Source organism: Paenibacillus sp. Marseille-P2973 (genome assembly GCF_018101095.1).
Classification (GTDB): Bacteria; Bacillota; Bacilli; order Paenibacillales; family Paenibacillaceae; genus Fontibacillus; species Fontibacillus vini.
This window is the reverse complement of sequence record NZ_JAGQEH010000008.1, coordinates 71,470-89,187: the sequence shown is the minus strand read 5'-3', so window position 1 is coordinate 89,187 and position 17,718 is coordinate 71,470. Positions and strand designations below refer to the sequence as shown.

The window sequence follows — 17,718 nt, the reverse complement described above, 5'->3', positions numbered from 1 at the left end:
ATCATAATTCGACAAATTTCTCATTAATTAGGTGGTATAATCTCCCCATGACTAAAGACACAAGGAGATGAATACCTCAATGGATCATTTTCAGGCCTTACAGGATGGCTTGGCTATTGGAATGAGCCTTGTCTTATTTTTGATGACCGGATTAATGTATTTTAGGTGGAAGAATCGGCTATATCTGAATTTCACGGGTGCCGCATTACTGGCGGCGATATCCTCTATGGGCATGGCTATTTTTTCTCATAGACCGAATGCGATTTATTTGTTTTTTGTATCTTTATTTACCTGCGGTTTCGTGATGCAGCAAATAAATAGTTTTCGATTATTTCATACGAAGCGGGATGACAAGCTGTATTTTCATCTAGGGGCTACCTTTTTAAGTGTGCTAACTGCAGCGGCATCCCTATTTCTCCCACTGGAGATGACCTCTCTCTTACTTCTTCTAATTGTCTCGGGATTGGGTTTTTACTGCGTGTTTAAGCTATTCGAGGATAGTGCCATGAGAATGAGGAATTCCCTTACGATCGGTTTATTTGCGGTCTATGTGTTATGCCTGTTTATTTGGGGGATTACGAAAGTCCACCGGTTGCTCTTGTTCGGTAACTTATTCTTAATCCTGTCTTTACTCGTAATGTTTACACTGCTCTTTGAGCGGATTGTCGGGATTATGCAGGCGGCCACTTATACTTCAACAAGGGACGAAATTTCAGGGTTGTTTACGCGCAAGCATTTCATGCAGCAGGCCCAATTTTCGCTGAACCGTAAACAGGCCCGGGGGTTGATCTACATTGATATCGCTCTGGAGGAGGTAGCTCAGACCTCTGAAGATAATCTAATCAAGAATGTGGGAACGGTGATCAGAAAATATACCTCGGAATACGGCTTTTCCGGACGCTATCATCAAGGAGGAATTACGGTTCTGATCACTAAACCTGATGTTGAAATTGGGGACTTGGCAGAACGGATTCGGATGAGACTTGAAACGGAACTGCCGGGGGGTGTCTTTACCGGGATCATGCTGATTGGAGACGAGGCTGATCTGGAACGGGTGATCGAGGAAGCGAAGAAGTCGGCGGAACGTTCCAGATTGAACGGAATGAATAAGGTGTACGGATTGGAACAAAGCAGAATTTTGACGGACGGCGGGGTGTAGCAATGAACGCGATCATTATATCTAACAAATCGGCACCTTATGTCCTCGAAGCCATCGGAAATTCAGATATCAGTTTTGAGAAGGTAGGGAGATTTACTCCCGAACAATACTGGGAACATTGCCAGGCGGCCGCAAGAATCAATATTTCGACGTTTATTACGGATTTAGATTGCGTGGAGTCCAAGGCATTTATGGAAGGAATCCGGCAGTATAAATCGTATCGGAGCCAGGTTCCGATCATTGTAATTGCTCTGGATCGGCAGGATGATGACGGGGTCATTCATCAATTGGCGGATATGGGAATCACGGTAATTACGACCGCTCCCGGGACGTCCCCTAAGCCTATAGTCCGCGCTTTGTCTAAGCTTCAGCCGGCCAATGGTCAACCGCAGGCACCCTTATCGGCGGAGGACCCGGAATTTAATCTGGAGAGAGTTAAGGAACGCATTTATCGATATACGTCGAATCTGAAGTCGCGTCCGTTATACGGGGAAGACATCATGGAAATGGAACTACCTGACCTGCCGGTCCAAGAACGTGTCATTCTGAAGGATCGGATTATAGGAACGATTACAGTTGCTGTAATTGGAGTGGAATCCAAAATGGGCGCCACGCATTTCAGTCTCATGATAGCCAACTATTTAAGCAGCAAGGGATACAGGGTTGCGCTAAAAGAAGCTAATCATTCCCGTGATTTCACCCGGATTGAGCACGCTTATGAAGGAATTAAAGACTTCGAAAGTCAAACCACCCGCTTTAGCATTAATGGCGTTGATTATTTTAAGAGCAGTAGTTCCGAGGACATGAGCGGATTGATTGCGCTTGGGTATGATTATTTAATTCTTGATATCGGGTCCGTAGACGAGAATGATTGGGGACAGGAATTTTTCAGGGCGGGTGTACAGCTTGTTTTGGGAGCAGGCAGCGAATGGAGGCAGCCTCAACTAATCCGGTTTCGGGAGAGATATAAGCATATGGATCAGTCCAACTGGCTTTATTGCATTCCCTTTATCGAGAAGTTGGGGATCAAGGATATCCGCAAAGAACTGCCGGGTAATTTGATCTATCGTATCCCGCCTCACCCGGATCCGTATAAGAACCAATCGGACAGCGATGCTCTTATGAATAACCTTCTTAAGAAATATATGGGTGAGAAGAAGAAGGCGTCCACGAAAAACATACTCTATAGCGTGATTGGGGTATGTATCCTGATCATCGTTCTATTAGTTATTGTGCTTCTTATAAAATTATAAGCTTCTAAATCGTACACCAAATTTCGGATTCATGCGGAATTTGGTGTTTTTTGTTATATCGGCCTAATGTCACGGTCCGAATCTCCTAAATTTTTCTTCGAAGTCATAATAATATACAATAATCGACAAATTTTGCAAATCCCTTATGATATAATTTTCCTGTATTTAGGTTGTTGCTAGGTATATTGGAGGTATTTCATGAAGGAGGCAGGAGCGCGTATGGAGGTAGGCTGTATGAAGTTGACATGATTATACACATAATCAGCCCCAAAATAGCATACCCGAACATGTGGAAGGAGCAGAAGAATGTCTAGGATTCGATTTCGACAAAAAAGGTTGCTGATTGCCTCACTTATCGGCGGCTCCGTTGTTTTACTAATTTGTTTAGTTATCGGTTATCTTGTTTTCAATCATATACATAGCAAATACGAGAAGCACACGTCCGAGATCGAACTGAAGCTGGAGGCGGCTGAGAAGCAACTCAATGAGGAACGGGTGGACGTGACGGTCGTGAATCGAAGTGTACTGGCCGGGGAACGGCTGCTGGAAACCGACTTGCAAACCATTCGTGTTCCGGTTAGTTCGGTGCCGGCGGATGTGGTGGATAAGCCGTCGATTGTCGGCAAGTATGTCAAGATCGATCTTCAGGAGAAGGCCGTTGTAACGGGCTCCATGCTCTTTGAAGAAGGCGTTACGCCCGATGACCTGCGCATGCAGGAGTTCAGAATGATCGAATTGCCGCTGAAGCTGAAGAAGGATGAATTTGTCGATGTTCGCATTAAGTTTCCGACAGGTCAGGACTACATTGTCTTGTCCAAGAAGAAGGTAGAAGACCTTCTTACCGGTACGGTATGGTACGAAATGAACGAGCAAGAGATTCTGACGATGTCCAGCGCCATTGTCGATGCCTATATTAACGACGCTTCTATTTATGCCCTGAGCTATGTTGACCCGTACATGCAAGAGAAAGCGTTCATTACTTATCCTCCAAATCCATTGGTTCAGGATCTGATAGCATCCGATCCCAATATCGTGGAGAAAGCTCAGTTTGAGATGGAACGCAGAGTCCGGGACAAACTCGAGCAGGATCTGAAATCGATGGAACCGGAGGATGTTCAGAGCTATATCAACGGTAAGAGCGCCACCGATGCCAAGGCCTATGAGTATAATATCGAAACTGGTGAAGAGGGAGAAGGTACTCAGCAGAATTCTCTGATGGACAGCGGATCAGGAGGCTTGGAAGGCGAGAATTCAGGAATGAACCAGTCTACTTCACAAAGAAGCAGTGAACAAATTTTCAATGACAATAATGAGTCAGTCCCCATCAAGAAGTGAGGTTGAGAACAGTGAAGCAGGTAGTTTTTATAGGAGATTACGACAAGACAGACTTTCTGTTTTATGTATGCAAGCTGCTTGGTATGGACCATACAGTGTTGCTGGCGGATATGACCGATTCTGGCCGGTACCGCTATGCCTATCCGAAATTAGATATCGATCAGAACGTCCAACAGTATGACAACTTCGATGTTACCGAATCATTGGACAAAGTTGCCGAATTGGAGGGTCGGGTCGATTTATCTTCATATGATTACGTCATCATTGATGCCGATGATCCGGCGAGGATAGGTGAAGTGGTTGCTTCCGATACCTTCTACCTCGTCACTACCTATGAGAATCCGGTGATGCAGGGAAACCGGCTTTTGCTTGAATCGTTGGTTCAGTCCCTTCCAGAAGAACGACGCCCGTTACCGATGACGAAGGTGATATGCGAGTCCAACGGTACTTTTACTGAAGACTATCTGGTTCAGCTCTATGATCATCTGCCGATCTATTGGGAGGAGTCGCTGATTTATTTGCTGGAAGAAGGGAATATCAGCCGCAAAATCCATAATCAATTCTCCAATACTCTACAGCTCAAGAAGCTCTCTTCGGAGTATAAGAATGTGATCAAGAGCGTCGTAGAATCGATTTTGGAGCTGGATTCGGGCCAGATCAACGCATTATGGAAAAAGGCAGAAAGGAGTAAATAGGATGGGAAGAGTGACATTTTGGGGAATGCAGCACGGTTTGGGCGTGACAAGCTTAACGGCAGCTACCGCGGCCTTCATCGGATCTGAATATGAGAATCATACATTAGTCTCGCAGCCGCAGTGCTGGGATACTACCTTAGAAAAATTCTTCGGCAGGGCGATTTCCCGGTATAACAAGCAGTTTGCCGAGGTATCCGCCCGGGGAATCGATGCTTTGGAGCGGGCCGCCCGTAGCAACAAACTGGAGAAGGACACGGTCAGGAACCATACACTCCCTATTGAACGCGGGCGTCTGGACTTACTCCAGACCTCCGAGAAGCCGGGCAAGCAGCATTGCGACAATCAGGTTATGGAGATCATCTTCGACAAGGCCGAAGAATATTACGAAGTCATTCTTCTGGACGGCCAAAGCGGAACCGATCAATCGGTAACAAACACGTTGCTGCAGAATTCCGACCTGATTGTGGTTTGTCTGAATCAGGATGTGAATGTGTTAGACAAATACTTTGATCCGTCGAAGAAATACTGGCCGGAGGCCCTGCATCATATCCCTCATCTATTAGTGATCGGGCAGTATGATCATAGCTCCAAATATAAATTAAGAAATATTGCCGCCAAGTATAAGTACAAAGGAGAGATTCTCCCGCTGTCTTACAATACGGATTTCAGGGATCACTTGAATGATGGCGATATCCGAGGGTTCTTCTCGCGAAGCAAGAATTTGAACAAGCAACATGAGAACAATGTCTTTATGAAGGAAATCCGTCAAATTGCCGGGCGTATCCTGGAACGAACCGATGTTTATATATCGGACAACCAGAACGAAAGAAGGGCCTTATAGATGAGGCTTTCCTTTATTCTAAACTTCACGATTATCGTACTTATATTAATTATGCTGATCGTTTTCCTGATCGTGAAATTCAATCAAAAGCCCTCGTCCGCCGAGCATGGCTCAAAGGCAAAGAAGAATATCGATCAAGACTATTTTAAATTTGACCGTATTCTGGATTATGTCAAACGGACGATCAATGAATACGTAAATAGTAATCTTCTGGATATGGGGCTTACGGGAGAAGAATATCACCGAAGACAGGCCATTGTTTCCGAATTGAGAAGTGCGATGAAGAACGCGACCTCCGGCGACATCCAGGAGAAGGTATACCTAAAACAGTACATTTACGACCTGCTTGACCGTAATTACGGGTTTAATGGAGACAATATTAACCGGGTTATTCCCTTTGATGATATCGATAAACTGACGCATCAGGATAAATTTGATATCATGCTCCATTTATACAAGAAGCAATACGGATTTCAGGGGCTCACCAAGTGGATCGATAAGTATGAACTGGATGTACCGAAGAAGGTTATCGAAGACCGAACCGTGGATTCCTACATTATTACGGGAGAGGAAATCGACAGGATCTTCAAAAGGGAATACAAGAGCACCATGGACTACGAAGATAAGCTTAATATTGTGGTTCAGCGGATTTACCAGTATTACAAAGGCTTCGGAGTTATTGATGATATTCGGGATATGTCGATTGACGGCGTGTCCGGCGGGGTTTCCGGTATTCCGACCAGTATGCAGGTCATTGAGGATGAGATGGAGCTTCTGCAAGGAATGAAGCAATCCAAGCATCCCGGCTATCAAAGCGTTTGGATATTCTTTCGAGGAAAGTCCATTCATTTGTCATTTCTGAGCTTTGGCTCGGACAGCGAATTGAAACGGGTATGCCAGAATATTTACAAGTATGATAATCCGGGACAATTAACTGAAACGAACGGCTATAAAGTAAATGAAATGAAGGACGGCTCGCGCGTGGTTGTCGTTCGTCCGCCTTTTGCGGAAAGTTGGGCCTTCTTTGTTCGGAAGTTTGACCTTCCCAACATGAATCTCGAGAGCTTGATCTCCTCCCGGAAAGCGCAAAATGCTGAACTTCCAAGAGAGATGATCAAGTTTCTAATGAAGGGGGCACAGGTTACCGCATTTACCGGACCGCAGGGCTCGGGGAAGACCAGTTTGGTGATGGCTGCCGTAAAGTACATATACGCGACACTAACGCTTCGGATCCAAGAGATGACGTTCGAGCTTCATTTGAGAAGACTTTACCCGGAACGCAATACGCTTTCCTTTAGGGAGACGGATAGTATCTCCGGACAAGCCGGTTTGGACTTACAGAAGAAGACCGACGGTTCCGTCAATATTCTGGGAGAGGTCGCTACCGATCCCGTGGCTGCATGGATGATTCAGATGTCTCAGGTCGCCAGTTTGTTCACAGTATTTACGCACCATGCAACATCTGCTAGAGAGTTGATTTGGTCGCTTAGAAATTCATTGTTGAAGACGGGCGTTTTCCAGAATGAAAGAATTGCTGAGGAGCAGGTGGTGAATGCCGTTAAGTGGGATATCCATCTGCGTAAGGAAAACGACGGAAGACGTTATGTCGAGAGAATTACCGAGATCATGCCTGTTACTTATGATTTGGAACTGCTTGAAGGAGGCGGGTCTTCGCATCCTGGGGATACTCTGGAGAGTAAGCTGGACACTCTGGTGGAACTACAAAGAGAGGTCTACAGGCGAACAAATGGGAGAGTATGGGTCGCCCGTAATATCATCGAATATCGGGATGGAGAATATGTGGCGACATCCCCGATCTCCAGCGACAAGATCGAGAACATGATGTTTAATATGAACGCGGAAGACCGGATTCTTTTTCAACAATTTCTGGATCAGCATTGGGGGGATGGCCATGAATAAATGGTTCTGGATCCTTCTAATCAGCGGAATAGCCATTCTCAGCTCGGGCTTATTCTTGATCTATACGATTCTAAAGGAAAGAAGGCGCAAGAAGAATTTCGGAAGCGTCTGGAATTCCGGAGCACTGAATAGGCGTGCAACCCACCCTCAGCTGCTTAGATTTTATCAAAAGTCATATGTCAAATTGCAGAAAGTTCCTATTTTCGCCAATCAGATTAAGCGCATTCGCAAGAGGCTGTCAGCGATCAATACGTATGATGAGTACACACTTCGCAAAGAAACGATGCGAATTACCTTTCTCTCCTTGTGCTTGCTTTTGCTTGTCATTGTTTTGCTGGGCATTTTCAGCAGGAGTTGGATAGCGGTGTTTTTCGGCGTGCTGGTTGCTGTGGTCGTCAACGAGATGTTTCTGGATCTGTTCGTCAACCGGATCGAGGATAAGCAGTTAAAGCAGTTTTCGCAATTTCTGGAGGATAACCGCCATTATTATCAGGAACATCGGATGGTAGATGAATCGATTTATCAGGCTGCTCAGGCATCTGCTCACGAAGTTAAGCTGCAGGTGGAGAAGATCCACGAGATTCTAACCTCGAATGATCCGACCAAAGGGTTGGAAGCTTATTATGCGGTAGCTCCCAATCGATATTTGAAGGTATTCTCGGGAATTTCGCATCTGGTTCAGGAATATGGAGACCGAACTTTGCAAAAGGGCTCGATGTACTTGAACGCGATCAACAAGCTGGTTCAGGAAATCAGATACGACTTGTTGAGGCGGCAGCGATTGCGTTACAAGCTCGGCGGACTGACGATGATCGCACTTGCGCCTATCCTTCTTTCTTTTCCCCTCAAACGGTGGGGTGAGAATTACTTTCCGATTACGAAGGACTTTTATGAAGGACGGATTGGATTCATTATTCAATTATCCATATTTGCGATAGCCATTATTAGCTACGTCCTCATCCGTAAGTTAGCTGAGAATGATGAGGCTAAGTATGTTACCAAAGGTAAGCGGAAGCAATGGGAGAAGAAGGTCTATTCATGGCCGCCTCTTCAATGGGTTGTGGATCGTCTGGTGCCTGCCAAGCACACCCGCCAGCATTACCGGCTGGATCTTCTCTTGAAGGAGGCTAACTCTCCGCTGACGATGGAATGGTTCTTTCTGCATCGGGTCCTGGTCAGTGTTGCCGGGTTTGCAGCGGTTATTCTGATTTCATTATTCCTGCATTGGAACGCCGTACATCATATCTTTACCGATCCGACAAAGGTAGACATGAACATATTGGGCTACATGAATGAAAATGAGATTCAGGAGGCCCGGGAGTTAACGAAAGCGGATAACTCCATGATCAAGGAGCTAAAGGATGTACGGGATCTTTCAAGGGAACGGGTTGTAGCTGAGGTCCAGCAAAATGGGGCCTTGGAAGACGTTACCCTGAATAATACCGTAAATCGGATTATGGACAAGATACAGGTCATCAATAACGAATATCTCAAGTGGTGGGAATTGCTGATCGCTATAGCCGTTGGCGCAGCGGGTTATTATCTGCCCTTGTGGATACTTCAATTCCAGCGAAGGATGCGTGCATTGGAAATGCAGAACGAGGTGGACCAGTTCCATGTCCTGATCTCGATTCTGTCCGAATTTGAACGCATCTCCGTAGAATCCGTGCTGGAATGGATGGAGCGCTACGGGATCATCTTTAAACCTGCGATCCAGCGTGCACTGCTGACCTTTGACAGCGGCGCCGAAGAAGCGCTCAAGACATTACAGCAGGAAGCCCCGTTTGAATCCTTTGAACGAATTGTGCGAAGGCTGCTGCAAGCGGTCGAGAAGATTTCCATTCATGATGCGTTCGACGATTTGGAAATGGAGCAGGAATATTATGCGGAGCAGAAGAAGGAACGGCTGGAGCGGCTGATCCGCAAGAAGACGTCATGGGGTAAAATGATCGGTTGGACTCCAGGGGCGCTGTTAATTGCCCTGTATCTGGTCTTTCCGTTCCTGTACATGTCGTTTGGTCAATTAAGTGATCTATCTTCAAAAATACAAACTATTTAATAAGGAGATTGATAAGTATGGAAGAGAATACTGGCGTTGGTATACGAGTTGCGGCGGGGATATTCCTCACCATCATGCTGATCACGATTGTTGTTATTATTACGATTTCATCCCAGGACGCCGCCAAGCAGGGGCAGACGAAGATGGCTTCGATCACGACCCAGCTTTCGGATACGGAGTTTAATACATACAACAATACGACGTTGTCTGGAAGCCAGGTGCTTAATGCAGTAAGACAGTATATGAATTTAAAACAATTTGGAATTCAAGTAACAACTGGAAAGCAAAATGCTAAAAATACGTCTAAAATCTATGGCACCACTTTTTCTGTGAAAGGTGGCCTTATTGATTCTATAGGAAGTGATGATAATAAAAATATCGCCATCGAGGATGCATTAAATGAATCTGCCGATGAATATATCAATCCAAGTGGGAAATTCGATTCATATATTGTTAGGGACTCGAACAATATGATACGTGGCATTGTATTTACGCAGCAATAAACCCTAATCCGGGATCCCTTTTCTCTCATAAAAGGGATCCCCTTCTGCACAGGTGGGATTTGATGAGCGATACCGTTGAAAAGTCTATTTTTTGGATCGTGGAGGTATTTCTGTTCATTACGGCTTGTATGTTTGCCATCGGCGGAATAAATCTTCAGGACAAAGCGATTCAAGCTGCCCATAGATCAACTGAGTTAGAGGAGCGGCGGCTGTTTACGGATTTGAAGGATAAGGGCGAGGAGACTTACACGGGGGCCGAGGTGCTGATGAGCCTCTATCATATTCATGAGCTGGGTGCGGATATTAGCGTGAGCGGAACCTACTTTTCCCGAAATACCGAGGTTGAGAAGATGGATACCTCTATGATCTCGCTGCGGCAAACCTATCAGGTCGACTATATTTACGATTCAAGTGGAGCGCTTCAGACTATTGTTTTTTCTAGAGGGTGAGTGGACTGGAATTATCATTATCAAAAATACTGGGCGTATTTATTGCATTGATTCTGATGTTTGGATATCCGCTGTACCAGCAGGCGCAACGTCAGGATAATCTGTCTCAAATCGTAGCTCAATCGGCGGTTACCGAATTTGTGGATGCATCCCGGACCAAAGGCTATATTACCCCGACGATGTATTCGGATCTGACCCGGAAATTAGGGGCGACCGGTAATCAATATGATATTACAATGGAGCATTTGCATAAGAAGTACATGCCAGAATATGTAGATCCGGCGGACCCCACCGGCTTTAAGAACAGCTTTACGACTTACTTTGACGGTCATTACACAGACGAAATTATGAAAAGGCTGTTTCCCGACAACACACTGGCGATCGATGATCCAAAGCGGAGATACGTGATGGCTGAGGGCGATTTTTTTACCGTGAAGGTTAAGAATATCAACCGGACTATGGCAACGATTCTGCAGGATTTTTTCCTGAGCGGCAATACGGGGGATAACACCAAGATCTACATGCCGTATGGAGGAATGGTAATTAATGAAGATTACTAATCTGGCCATTCTATTCGTTTGCATATTCTTGCCGTTTATGCTGGTTTTGGATATGCGTACGAGAGACCAGGAGACGGTGCTTCAGTTGGAAGTCCAGTATTCGGCTGCATTGCGAACGGCCATTCAGGATGCGGGCAAGGTTCTGAACATGAATGAACTTCAGGAATATGAAGCGGCATACGAGTCGGACAAGTTCTTTAAAGTGAATAAGGAACTGGCGTTGGATACCTTTTTCCGAACCTTATATTTAAATTTTGGCGTGGAGAACGATCCTATTGGTCAAGGTACACTTGCTTCCTATATCCCTGTCATCGGGATCACAGATTATGATGGTTACTATCTATATACGATGACCGAATATACCGATACGACCGGACAGACGATAGCAAGACCAATGTGGCGACCCAAGAAGCCATACGCCTATTCCGACAGCCGCGGCAATACGATCAACTTCACCCTGGATAGCTATGTATATGCTTATGACGCTGACCAAAGAGAGTGGATTCAAGGGTATCGGGAGGATCTTGCAGGGGAAACTTCAATTCCGCTATTAAATGATACCGCAAACTTTGATACGGTCCGGCGCAGTACGATTGTGAGAAGCATGCAAGAGGATTTTGCTTATTTCATTAATGCCTATAACGAATATGCCACGCGTTACGGGATTAGCTATACGTTTAAGCTCCCCGAGATTTCCCAAGAGGAATGGACGAATACGATCAGCGACATTGGGATCATGGCTTTCATACAAGGGATGCCCGTCGGGCATCAGACGTACAATAATTACGCATTTGGCGGGGGACGTCTTGTTAAGAAGACAAATATCATTGGCGCTATAGACCCGCAGACAGGCATTAAATATTACTACAAAGCAAGGTGTAGCTTTCCTTACGACCCTGAAGAGAATTTCGACAATGCCAAGGACGCTGCCGCTGCCGGCTATTTCCCTAAGGAATGCGTGAATGAATAGGTGAGGGTCAGGGGGGTGGGGTTGGCATTATTTGTAGTGTATTGAAGCTCACTAAGTATACTCTCCGTACATCGTTTTAACGTATGGAAAGATAGAGAGGGGAATAATAATGCAAAGTAATTTTTCTGATAGAACAATAAAGAAAGCACAAGCGAGATGGATTAAGAGCTTAGGAATGGCTTTAGCCTTTCTCCTGATGCTCGTAGTATTCGCTGGCAATGTTAAGGCAGAAGAAGTCCCGGTTCAAGTACATATGGATGGAATCAAATACCCTTTAACTGGCGGTTATCCCTACTCTGATAACGGGGTAACCATGATTCCGTTCCGGATGATTTCCGGGAAGTTAGGCATCCAATCAAATTGGGATGCTAAGTCTAAAACGTTAACAATCAAGCAAAACGGAAATAACATCGTGCTTACGGTAGGTTCCTCTACGGCGATGATGAATGGTTCTTCGGTAATCCTGGATAGCCGGGTAACCCAAAGAGATGGAAATACTATGATTCCGTTGAATCTGGTAAAGGACCAATTGTCTGCTGAAGTTAAGATTGATGAGGATAAAGGGATTGTTAATATTCTCACTCCAGGCATCGATCTGGGCCCGGTCGACGACTTTGGCCGTAAAATCCGCACTACAAACTTGCCGAAGAATTATAAGGACTATCCCTATATTCTGGAGGATATTCCGAACGAGATGTATGAGATGAAGGTTTCTCCGTATATGCACTACGAACCTGGTGCAGATACAGCAGCGGAACTAGATCAACGGGTGAAGTGGACAAGTGAGCAGACCTTTGGCTTAGTAACTCGTGTAAAGGATGCATATGCATTGCGGCTTAACGTAGATTATAAAACGCTGAATCCCAAAACATTTGCGACCAATTTATTTCAATATGAGAATCAAGCCATCTCCGTCCGAGTTCAGGACCTGGAAGAGTATGCACAAAAACTGAAAGGAAATAAGGTTCAGCTTGTGGGATCAGTAGATCCTGAACCAACCATGATTTTTAATACTGGAGGGGCGAGATATATTCGCGCAAAGGTCAGGTTTAAAATAATTAACTATACGAAGTTTAATGATGTCGAAGATGTTTTTATCGATAATATGTGGTCTGTAAAGCATTTGAAACTGAAAAAGGGTGTTTGGTATGAGGGTTATGCCGATATAAAAATATCCACGAATTATGTCAATGCCTTTAATGATACGTTAAAAACAAATAGTTTTTCTAGCATATTCGAAAATTGCAAGCTTTATGAAGTAAAACAGTGATGAGAAAAATAAGTGCCATACTAGTAGCAAGTATCTTACTAAGTTTGTTTTCCTTTCAAATTGGGTATGCCGCTCCGGATACAGACTTTGATGATGATGGTAACTTTTTCTTTACTGCCAAATCCACAAAGGCAACTACCAACATCCGCTTCCAAACTATTGGGTGGTATATACATCTGAAAGATACATGCACTTCAGATGATAAGTATGATTATACTGCTCAATGCGATCCAACAAAATTGGGAGTCAATAAGTATTTCAAATTGCAGGATGACGGGAAGGGTCATGTAATTTCTAATGTTGAGGATCCAACAGGTGAGTATATGATCACTACTTTTAGATGGACTGCGGATGAAGTTGAAGATGCGATCGGTAAAGCCAGGCTTGAGCAGGCACTTTCACAGGGTCAAAAAATCTACGCAAGTGCTATCATGCGATCCGTGACCGGGCCAAGAGATAATCCGACCCCAAGAAAGGGACCGTTCCATACCTTGCAAGGCATAATGAATGCGGAGTCTTGGGCAAATAAGTCGGACTTTAGGCAATATTTTGATGTAGAGATGACCTTTAAGGGAAGGGAATACCCCGTCAACATGATCCTAAAATTGTCTAATGGATCGGTATTTGAGGAGAAGTTGATAGGAAAATATAAAGCAGGACATGAAATTACAAAATCATTTCCTGAAAAAATAACAGTCGGACAAAATGAGTACGAGATCTATACTTCATGGCTGTCTCCTGTTCTAAGGCCAGGCGATCGATTCTATATCCAGAAAAAGGATGCGGGCGATCCAAAGGTTGTGCAGCGGAATTTTAACGTGTTTGTCGGGGGAGTTAACATGGTAGCCCAGTATAGGATTAAACCACCTGATTCGGAACCCCCAGACGGCGAAGGGGAATGCACTTTTACCATCGGACCACCGCAGCAAGTTGCCGCACCTGAAGCGTCCGTCATGGACCCGAATGCAACGGGAGACATATTGGCGGACGATGGAGCCAACGGCGGTTTGCATTTTGATGCCATAAGAGCGATTCCTACTTCGGAAAACCTGTATGCCCAAGCTTGGGGATTGAACTATCTTTTTCAGCATACGTTCGGAAACATGGAAGGAGAGGTTATTTACAAGTGCTCCGTCGATGTGACTTATCCAACGAAGTGGGAGGAAGAGCAAGAGCCAATCCCAGGACCGGACGGGAATCCGGTTCAGCAGGATCCGATTCCGAGAACGGGTACACTGGATATCACTTACGAGTTTGAACTGGATCCCCGAGAGTATTCTTACTGGCAAATCAATCAACTGGAGGTCTTCCAGATTGATCAGGCCAGAATGGAGAACTATGCCTTGCCCGGTGGACAAGTTACGCTGTACCCGAATGGATATGCTCCACCCTCGGTGGAGCTAATCAATAGTGAATCCGTAGAGGATCATGTTTTTCCAAAGGAAACAGGTACGATCAGTTTCACCCCGACCGAGATTGACGGGGGTAATCAGGAGCCTACGGAAGCGGATGCGCCTGATGATACGGAGGCACTGAAGGCAATTGCCGAATCGCAAACTGAGGATCCTGAAGTGCAAAATGATTTGCTGATTTTTAATGGAGAAACGATTATGGACGACTCCAAAGTCGTCAACGATGGGCCGGAGCCCACTGAAATTCCTTACCCTGAGCGTATTGACGATTACGTGCTTTACGAAGGCGGCCAGTGGATCAGCAGCATGCTGCTGAATAAAGCCGATACGGAGAGCTATGGAACCATTTACTATAATCTGTTGCCGGAGAACGTAAACGGAGGATCTGACCTGGAATTTGATATCAACGGAATCAATACGGTCACGGTTCATACCCCTGTCGTCAATTACTCTTCGGTTTCGGACGATCAGGCGCATAATCAGAAGACCGTTCCTAATCTGCAAAGGTCAGCCTTAATTTTGGAGCGTCCGTTCACGGTTAGGATCCCTACGAACGGACAACATCTGAACGAAGGATGGTACCCGGGATACGGCGATCGGGACTATGCCAAATACTACAGGGCAAAGCAGGTATTGTTCCCTTTTGATGTGTATAACGAGGACAGAAGCCAGTTCATACCGAAGTACACCTGGATTGATATCCCGGTGGATCAACTAGATACAAACTTTTTTTTACCGGTATGGGTGGATGAAGGCGATTATCAAGTGTATTTCAGGAATATAGCTGAAAATGCTCCGTACGATTACACGAATCAAGGCGAACCGGATGCCAACCTGAATTTGATTCATCACATGGCTACCGACGAGGTATCCGTGGAAGTGATCGGGCGGGTCTACGATTTTGAAGTCACGGATATTGCCGACTATAACTGGGAATCCGTCTTCCGTACAGCAAAAGGAAGCAAAGAATTAAGAGGAATTTCCTATTGGATCGGACAACAGGAAATTGACGGCGATCCGCGGGGCAACAAAGCTATCTATACCCTGCCTATTCATCCTGGCAGCCACCCGTTGAAAGGCTATAAGAATGTAGCGATTAAAACGGGCTACCATTTCAAATTCGATTTCAAAACCAAAGGCAATATGTTTGGCAAACAGGATGGGATCCGGATTACCCCGAGTTTTTATTTTGTCAGTAAGGACGGTAAACAGCGATTCCCGGTAGATTTGTATTATAAGACAAACACAAGGCAATTCGTCAGGATTGGCTCTACGGAAGACCAGGTGAAACGTTATGTGATCCTGAATGACCGGCTGAGAAATGTGACAACCGAGGAACTGGAGGATACGGCCAACTACAAGTTTGAGCGGTACGGTACCTCGGGGAGCCTGACCAAATGGCAGTTTGAGAAGCAGTACTTGGAGAAGCTGACCAAACAGAAAACGCCGGTGGGAAGTTACAGTCTGCTGTTACTCCCCGAACAAGTGCGGACCTTCATCGGACCGAAGACCAATTTGCCATTATCCGTGGATGAGTTACGTGCCAATGCCGCGATTCAAAAATGGTATGGGGAGTACAGCTTACCGGCTAATCCCTATGTCGTGGAGGCAGGGACTAACATTGCGGAATACGGCCGGACGCATGGGGGACTGGATGACAAATCTCCGATATTTAAGAAGGACGGGTATATTATCGTCAACTTCAATGTGGAGACAATCCGGGACGGGAAACTGAGTGATCCTCATCTCCAGTACATTGATGCGCCCTTGATGAATAAGTGGAAACAGAATCAGTGGGAGATGGAAGGATATCAACCTCTGATCCGGGATTCTTACGGTAACCTATTCAAGCTGGAGTACGGGGATGTCGTGTTCTATCATGCGGATAAATCCAGCCGGGATGACTTTAGCTCTCAAGTACCGCATTAAGGGTATATTCGTTCGGAACAAGGAGGTCTCAAGAAGATTGAGGCCTCTTGTTCTATAAGAGAATGGGGGATGGCTCTTTGAAAATAGAACTGGATGTAAACAGTCTGAAGCAGACCAGTCAGACGATGACTTCCGCCGTTCATAGCATTGATCAAATCCGGAGCAGCTTGCGGAGATCGATGAGTAATTTAACCATGCAGAGCCGGGCTCGTGGGGATGTGGATGGTTCCTATCGGTACATAGATCAACGTCTGGGAGAGTTAGAGAAGGAGCTGAAGCAGTGGTCCCAATTCGCCCTTCAAAAAGGGGAACAGTTCACGAAGGATGATGCTTCCGGTCAGCACATTGAAACCTCAAGTGGTTGGAAATGGATAAAGAATCTAGGCAAGGCTCTGGACTTTATGCCTGTGATTAGGAATATAAAGGGGATCGTTGAGGCGGTAACGGGGAGAGTGCTGGAGACTGGGGAGAAATTGGAGCCTTGGGAACGAGCCTTGCAATCGTTAGGCCGGCTAGGCAAAGGAATTAATGAAGGGGCCAAACTCTTGGGAGTGGCGGATGAATTAGCCGGGGGAATCCGCTATGTTACCAGGCAGGCCGGGGAAGTGATCGCGGGCATTCCGGCAGTATGGGAGAATACGAAAGAGAACATCCAAGAGGGCTTGGGTATAGGCTGGGATTTTATCCAAGGGGCAAAAGGCGCTATTCAAGAAGATATAACCATGGGCCGGATCGGGAAAGGGCGTATGATCATCCTATAGCGGCGCAGGTGGGAGAAGTGACCGGACACACCGTCTCCACTGTATTTGGAGCTTTAGAGACACTAACGGGGCTAGGTGGGGAGGCTGGATCTGTAGTTCTTGATGCAACCGGAGTTGGGGCTATAGCTGGAGTTCCGGGGATGATAGCCTCCGCCGCATTGGCTGCCCACGGCGTAAGTACAGCAACAAAAGGAGCAGGCAACTTAGGCTCGAGTGCCAGTGACTTGGTGCAGCTGATTAAGGGTGAGGGGACGGGTAATGGTGTAGATGGAGTTACTAATCTTTTAGACAAAATGCCTGAATTTACTGGTTCTACTAGAGAAAAATTGTTATCTGCTGTTCAAAATAAAGATTTAAGAAAAATAGTAAGTGAACTTTATAGACCAGGTGCAACAGTTGGAGATGGCGGAACTGCTTCTATATTAACAAAGGAGTTTTACGAGGGGTCTTCAACGCACCTACAAAAAGCAAAGGATCGGGTAAAACAGTTAAATGCACTAGCAAAATCTGAAAAACTTAGTCTTAATGATTTAGATATACTTGATGCTTTAATAGATGATTTAGAGAAAGCAATAAGATTATTTGAATAGAGGAGTTGGTGG

The 17,718-nt window shown here is 45.5% G+C and carries 15 protein-coding genes; all 15 read left to right on the top strand.

Going from position 1 to position 17,718, the window contains the following annotated elements; translation table 11 throughout:
- The first annotated feature begins 79 nt into the window (after positions 1 to 79).
- The 15 genes from KB559_RS16540 to KB559_RS25205 all read left to right on the top strand — a co-directional run bounded on the left by KB559_RS16540 (position 80) and on the right by KB559_RS25205 (position 17,706).
- A complete protein-coding gene (locus KB559_RS16540) occupies positions 80 to 1,159 on the top strand; it encodes a nucleotidyl cyclase domain-containing protein (protein ID WP_211023050.1) in 1,080 nt (359 codons plus the stop codon).
- Positions 1,160 to 1,161: 2 nt separating this feature from the next.
- Positions 1,162 to 2,412, top strand: a complete 1,251-nt coding sequence (locus tag KB559_RS16535) for a hypothetical protein (RefSeq protein ID WP_211023049.1) — start codon at positions 1,162 to 1,164, stop codon at positions 2,410 to 2,412.
- Positions 2,413 to 2,718: 306 nt separating this feature from the next.
- A complete protein-coding gene (locus tag KB559_RS16530; RefSeq protein WP_211023048.1) occupies positions 2,719 to 3,747 on the top strand; it encodes an SAF domain-containing protein in 1,029 nt (342 codons plus the stop codon).
- Between the two features lie 11 nt (positions 3,748 to 3,758).
- The gene (locus KB559_RS16525; RefSeq protein WP_211023047.1) at positions 3,759 to 4,442 is read left to right on the top strand and encodes a hypothetical protein; all 684 of its coding nucleotides are present in this window, start codon (positions 3,759 to 3,761) and stop codon (positions 4,440 to 4,442) included.
- Between the two features lies 1 nt (position 4,443).
- Positions 4,444 to 5,283 (top strand): hypothetical protein, encoded by an 840-nt coding sequence (locus tag KB559_RS16520; RefSeq protein ID WP_211023046.1) that lies wholly within the window; start codon positions 4,444 to 4,446, stop codon positions 5,281 to 5,283.
- Positions 5,284 to 7,203 carry a P-loop NTPase family protein gene (locus KB559_RS16515; RefSeq protein WP_211023045.1) on the top strand — a complete coding sequence of 640 codons (1,920 nt, stop codon included), beginning with the start codon at positions 5,284 to 5,286 and terminating at the stop codon, positions 7,201 to 7,203.
- Positions 7,196 to 9,262, top strand: coding sequence for a hypothetical protein (locus KB559_RS16510; protein WP_211023044.1), 2,067 nt, complete (start codon positions 7,196 to 7,198; stop codon positions 9,260 to 9,262). The genes KB559_RS16515 and KB559_RS16510 overlap by 8 nt, the downstream gene beginning before the upstream one ends.
- A 17-nt stretch (positions 9,263 to 9,279) precedes the next feature.
- On the top strand, positions 9,280 to 9,765 hold the full coding sequence (locus KB559_RS16505) for an ABC transporter permease (protein WP_211023043.1): 486 nt from the start codon (positions 9,280 to 9,282) through the stop codon (positions 9,763 to 9,765).
- A gap of 62 nt (positions 9,766 to 9,827) precedes the next feature.
- On the top strand, positions 9,828 to 10,214 hold the full coding sequence (locus tag KB559_RS16500; RefSeq protein WP_211023042.1) for a hypothetical protein: 387 nt from the start codon (positions 9,828 to 9,830) through the stop codon (positions 10,212 to 10,214).
- Positions 10,211 to 10,774, top strand: coding sequence for a hypothetical protein (locus KB559_RS16495; RefSeq protein WP_348772931.1), 564 nt, complete (start codon positions 10,211 to 10,213; stop codon positions 10,772 to 10,774). The genes KB559_RS16500 and KB559_RS16495 overlap by 4 nt, the downstream gene beginning before the upstream one ends.
- Complete coding sequence (locus KB559_RS16490; RefSeq protein ID WP_211023041.1) at positions 10,761 to 11,744, top strand: hypothetical protein; 984 nt, start codon at positions 10,761 to 10,763, stop codon at positions 11,742 to 11,744. Before KB559_RS16495 ends, KB559_RS16490 begins: the two co-directional genes overlap by 14 nt.
- 109 nt (positions 11,745 to 11,853) lie before the next feature.
- A complete protein-coding gene (locus KB559_RS16485) occupies positions 11,854 to 13,014 on the top strand; it encodes a copper amine oxidase N-terminal domain-containing protein (RefSeq protein WP_211023040.1) in 1,161 nt (386 codons plus the stop codon).
- A 323-nt stretch (positions 13,015 to 13,337) separates the two neighbouring features.
- Positions 13,338 to 16,355, top strand: coding sequence for a DUF5704 domain-containing protein (locus KB559_RS16480; RefSeq protein WP_247681894.1), 3,018 nt, complete (start codon positions 13,338 to 13,340; stop codon positions 16,353 to 16,355).
- 77 nt (positions 16,356 to 16,432) lie between these two features.
- Positions 16,433 to 17,116, top strand: a complete 684-nt coding sequence (locus KB559_RS16475) for a pre-toxin TG domain-containing protein (protein WP_211023038.1) — start codon at positions 16,433 to 16,435, stop codon at positions 17,114 to 17,116.
- Between the two features lie 8 nt (positions 17,117 to 17,124).
- A complete protein-coding gene (locus KB559_RS25205; protein WP_247681893.1) occupies positions 17,125 to 17,706 on the top strand; it encodes a hypothetical protein in 582 nt (193 codons plus the stop codon).
- The last annotated feature ends 12 nt before the right edge of the window (positions 17,707 to 17,718 follow it).

Coding starts and splice junctions, on each gene's coding strand:
- KB559_RS16540 (WP_211023050.1), top strand. CDS start 80: ATGGATCATTTTCAGGCCTTACAGGATGGCTTGGCTATTGGAATGAGC.
- KB559_RS16535 (WP_211023049.1), top strand. CDS start 1,162: ATGAACGCGATCATTATATCTAACAAATCGGCACCTTATGTCCTCGAA.
- KB559_RS16530 (WP_211023048.1), top strand. CDS start 2,719: ATGTCTAGGATTCGATTTCGACAAAAAAGGTTGCTGATTGCCTCACTT.
- KB559_RS16520 (WP_211023046.1), top strand. CDS start 4,444: ATGGGAAGAGTGACATTTTGGGGAATGCAGCACGGTTTGGGCGTGACA.
- KB559_RS16515 (WP_211023045.1), top strand. CDS start 5,284: ATGAGGCTTTCCTTTATTCTAAACTTCACGATTATCGTACTTATATTA.
- KB559_RS16510 (WP_211023044.1), top strand. CDS start 7,196: ATGAATAAATGGTTCTGGATCCTTCTAATCAGCGGAATAGCCATTCTC.
- KB559_RS16505 (WP_211023043.1), top strand. CDS start 9,280: ATGGAAGAGAATACTGGCGTTGGTATACGAGTTGCGGCGGGGATATTC.
- KB559_RS16500 (WP_211023042.1), top strand. CDS start 9,828: ATGAGCGATACCGTTGAAAAGTCTATTTTTTGGATCGTGGAGGTATTT.
- KB559_RS16490 (WP_211023041.1), top strand. CDS start 10,761: ATGAAGATTACTAATCTGGCCATTCTATTCGTTTGCATATTCTTGCCG.
- KB559_RS16485 (WP_211023040.1), top strand. CDS start 11,854: ATGCAAAGTAATTTTTCTGATAGAACAATAAAGAAAGCACAAGCGAGA.
- KB559_RS16480 (WP_247681894.1), top strand. CDS start 13,338: ATGATCACTACTTTTAGATGGACTGCGGATGAAGTTGAAGATGCGATC.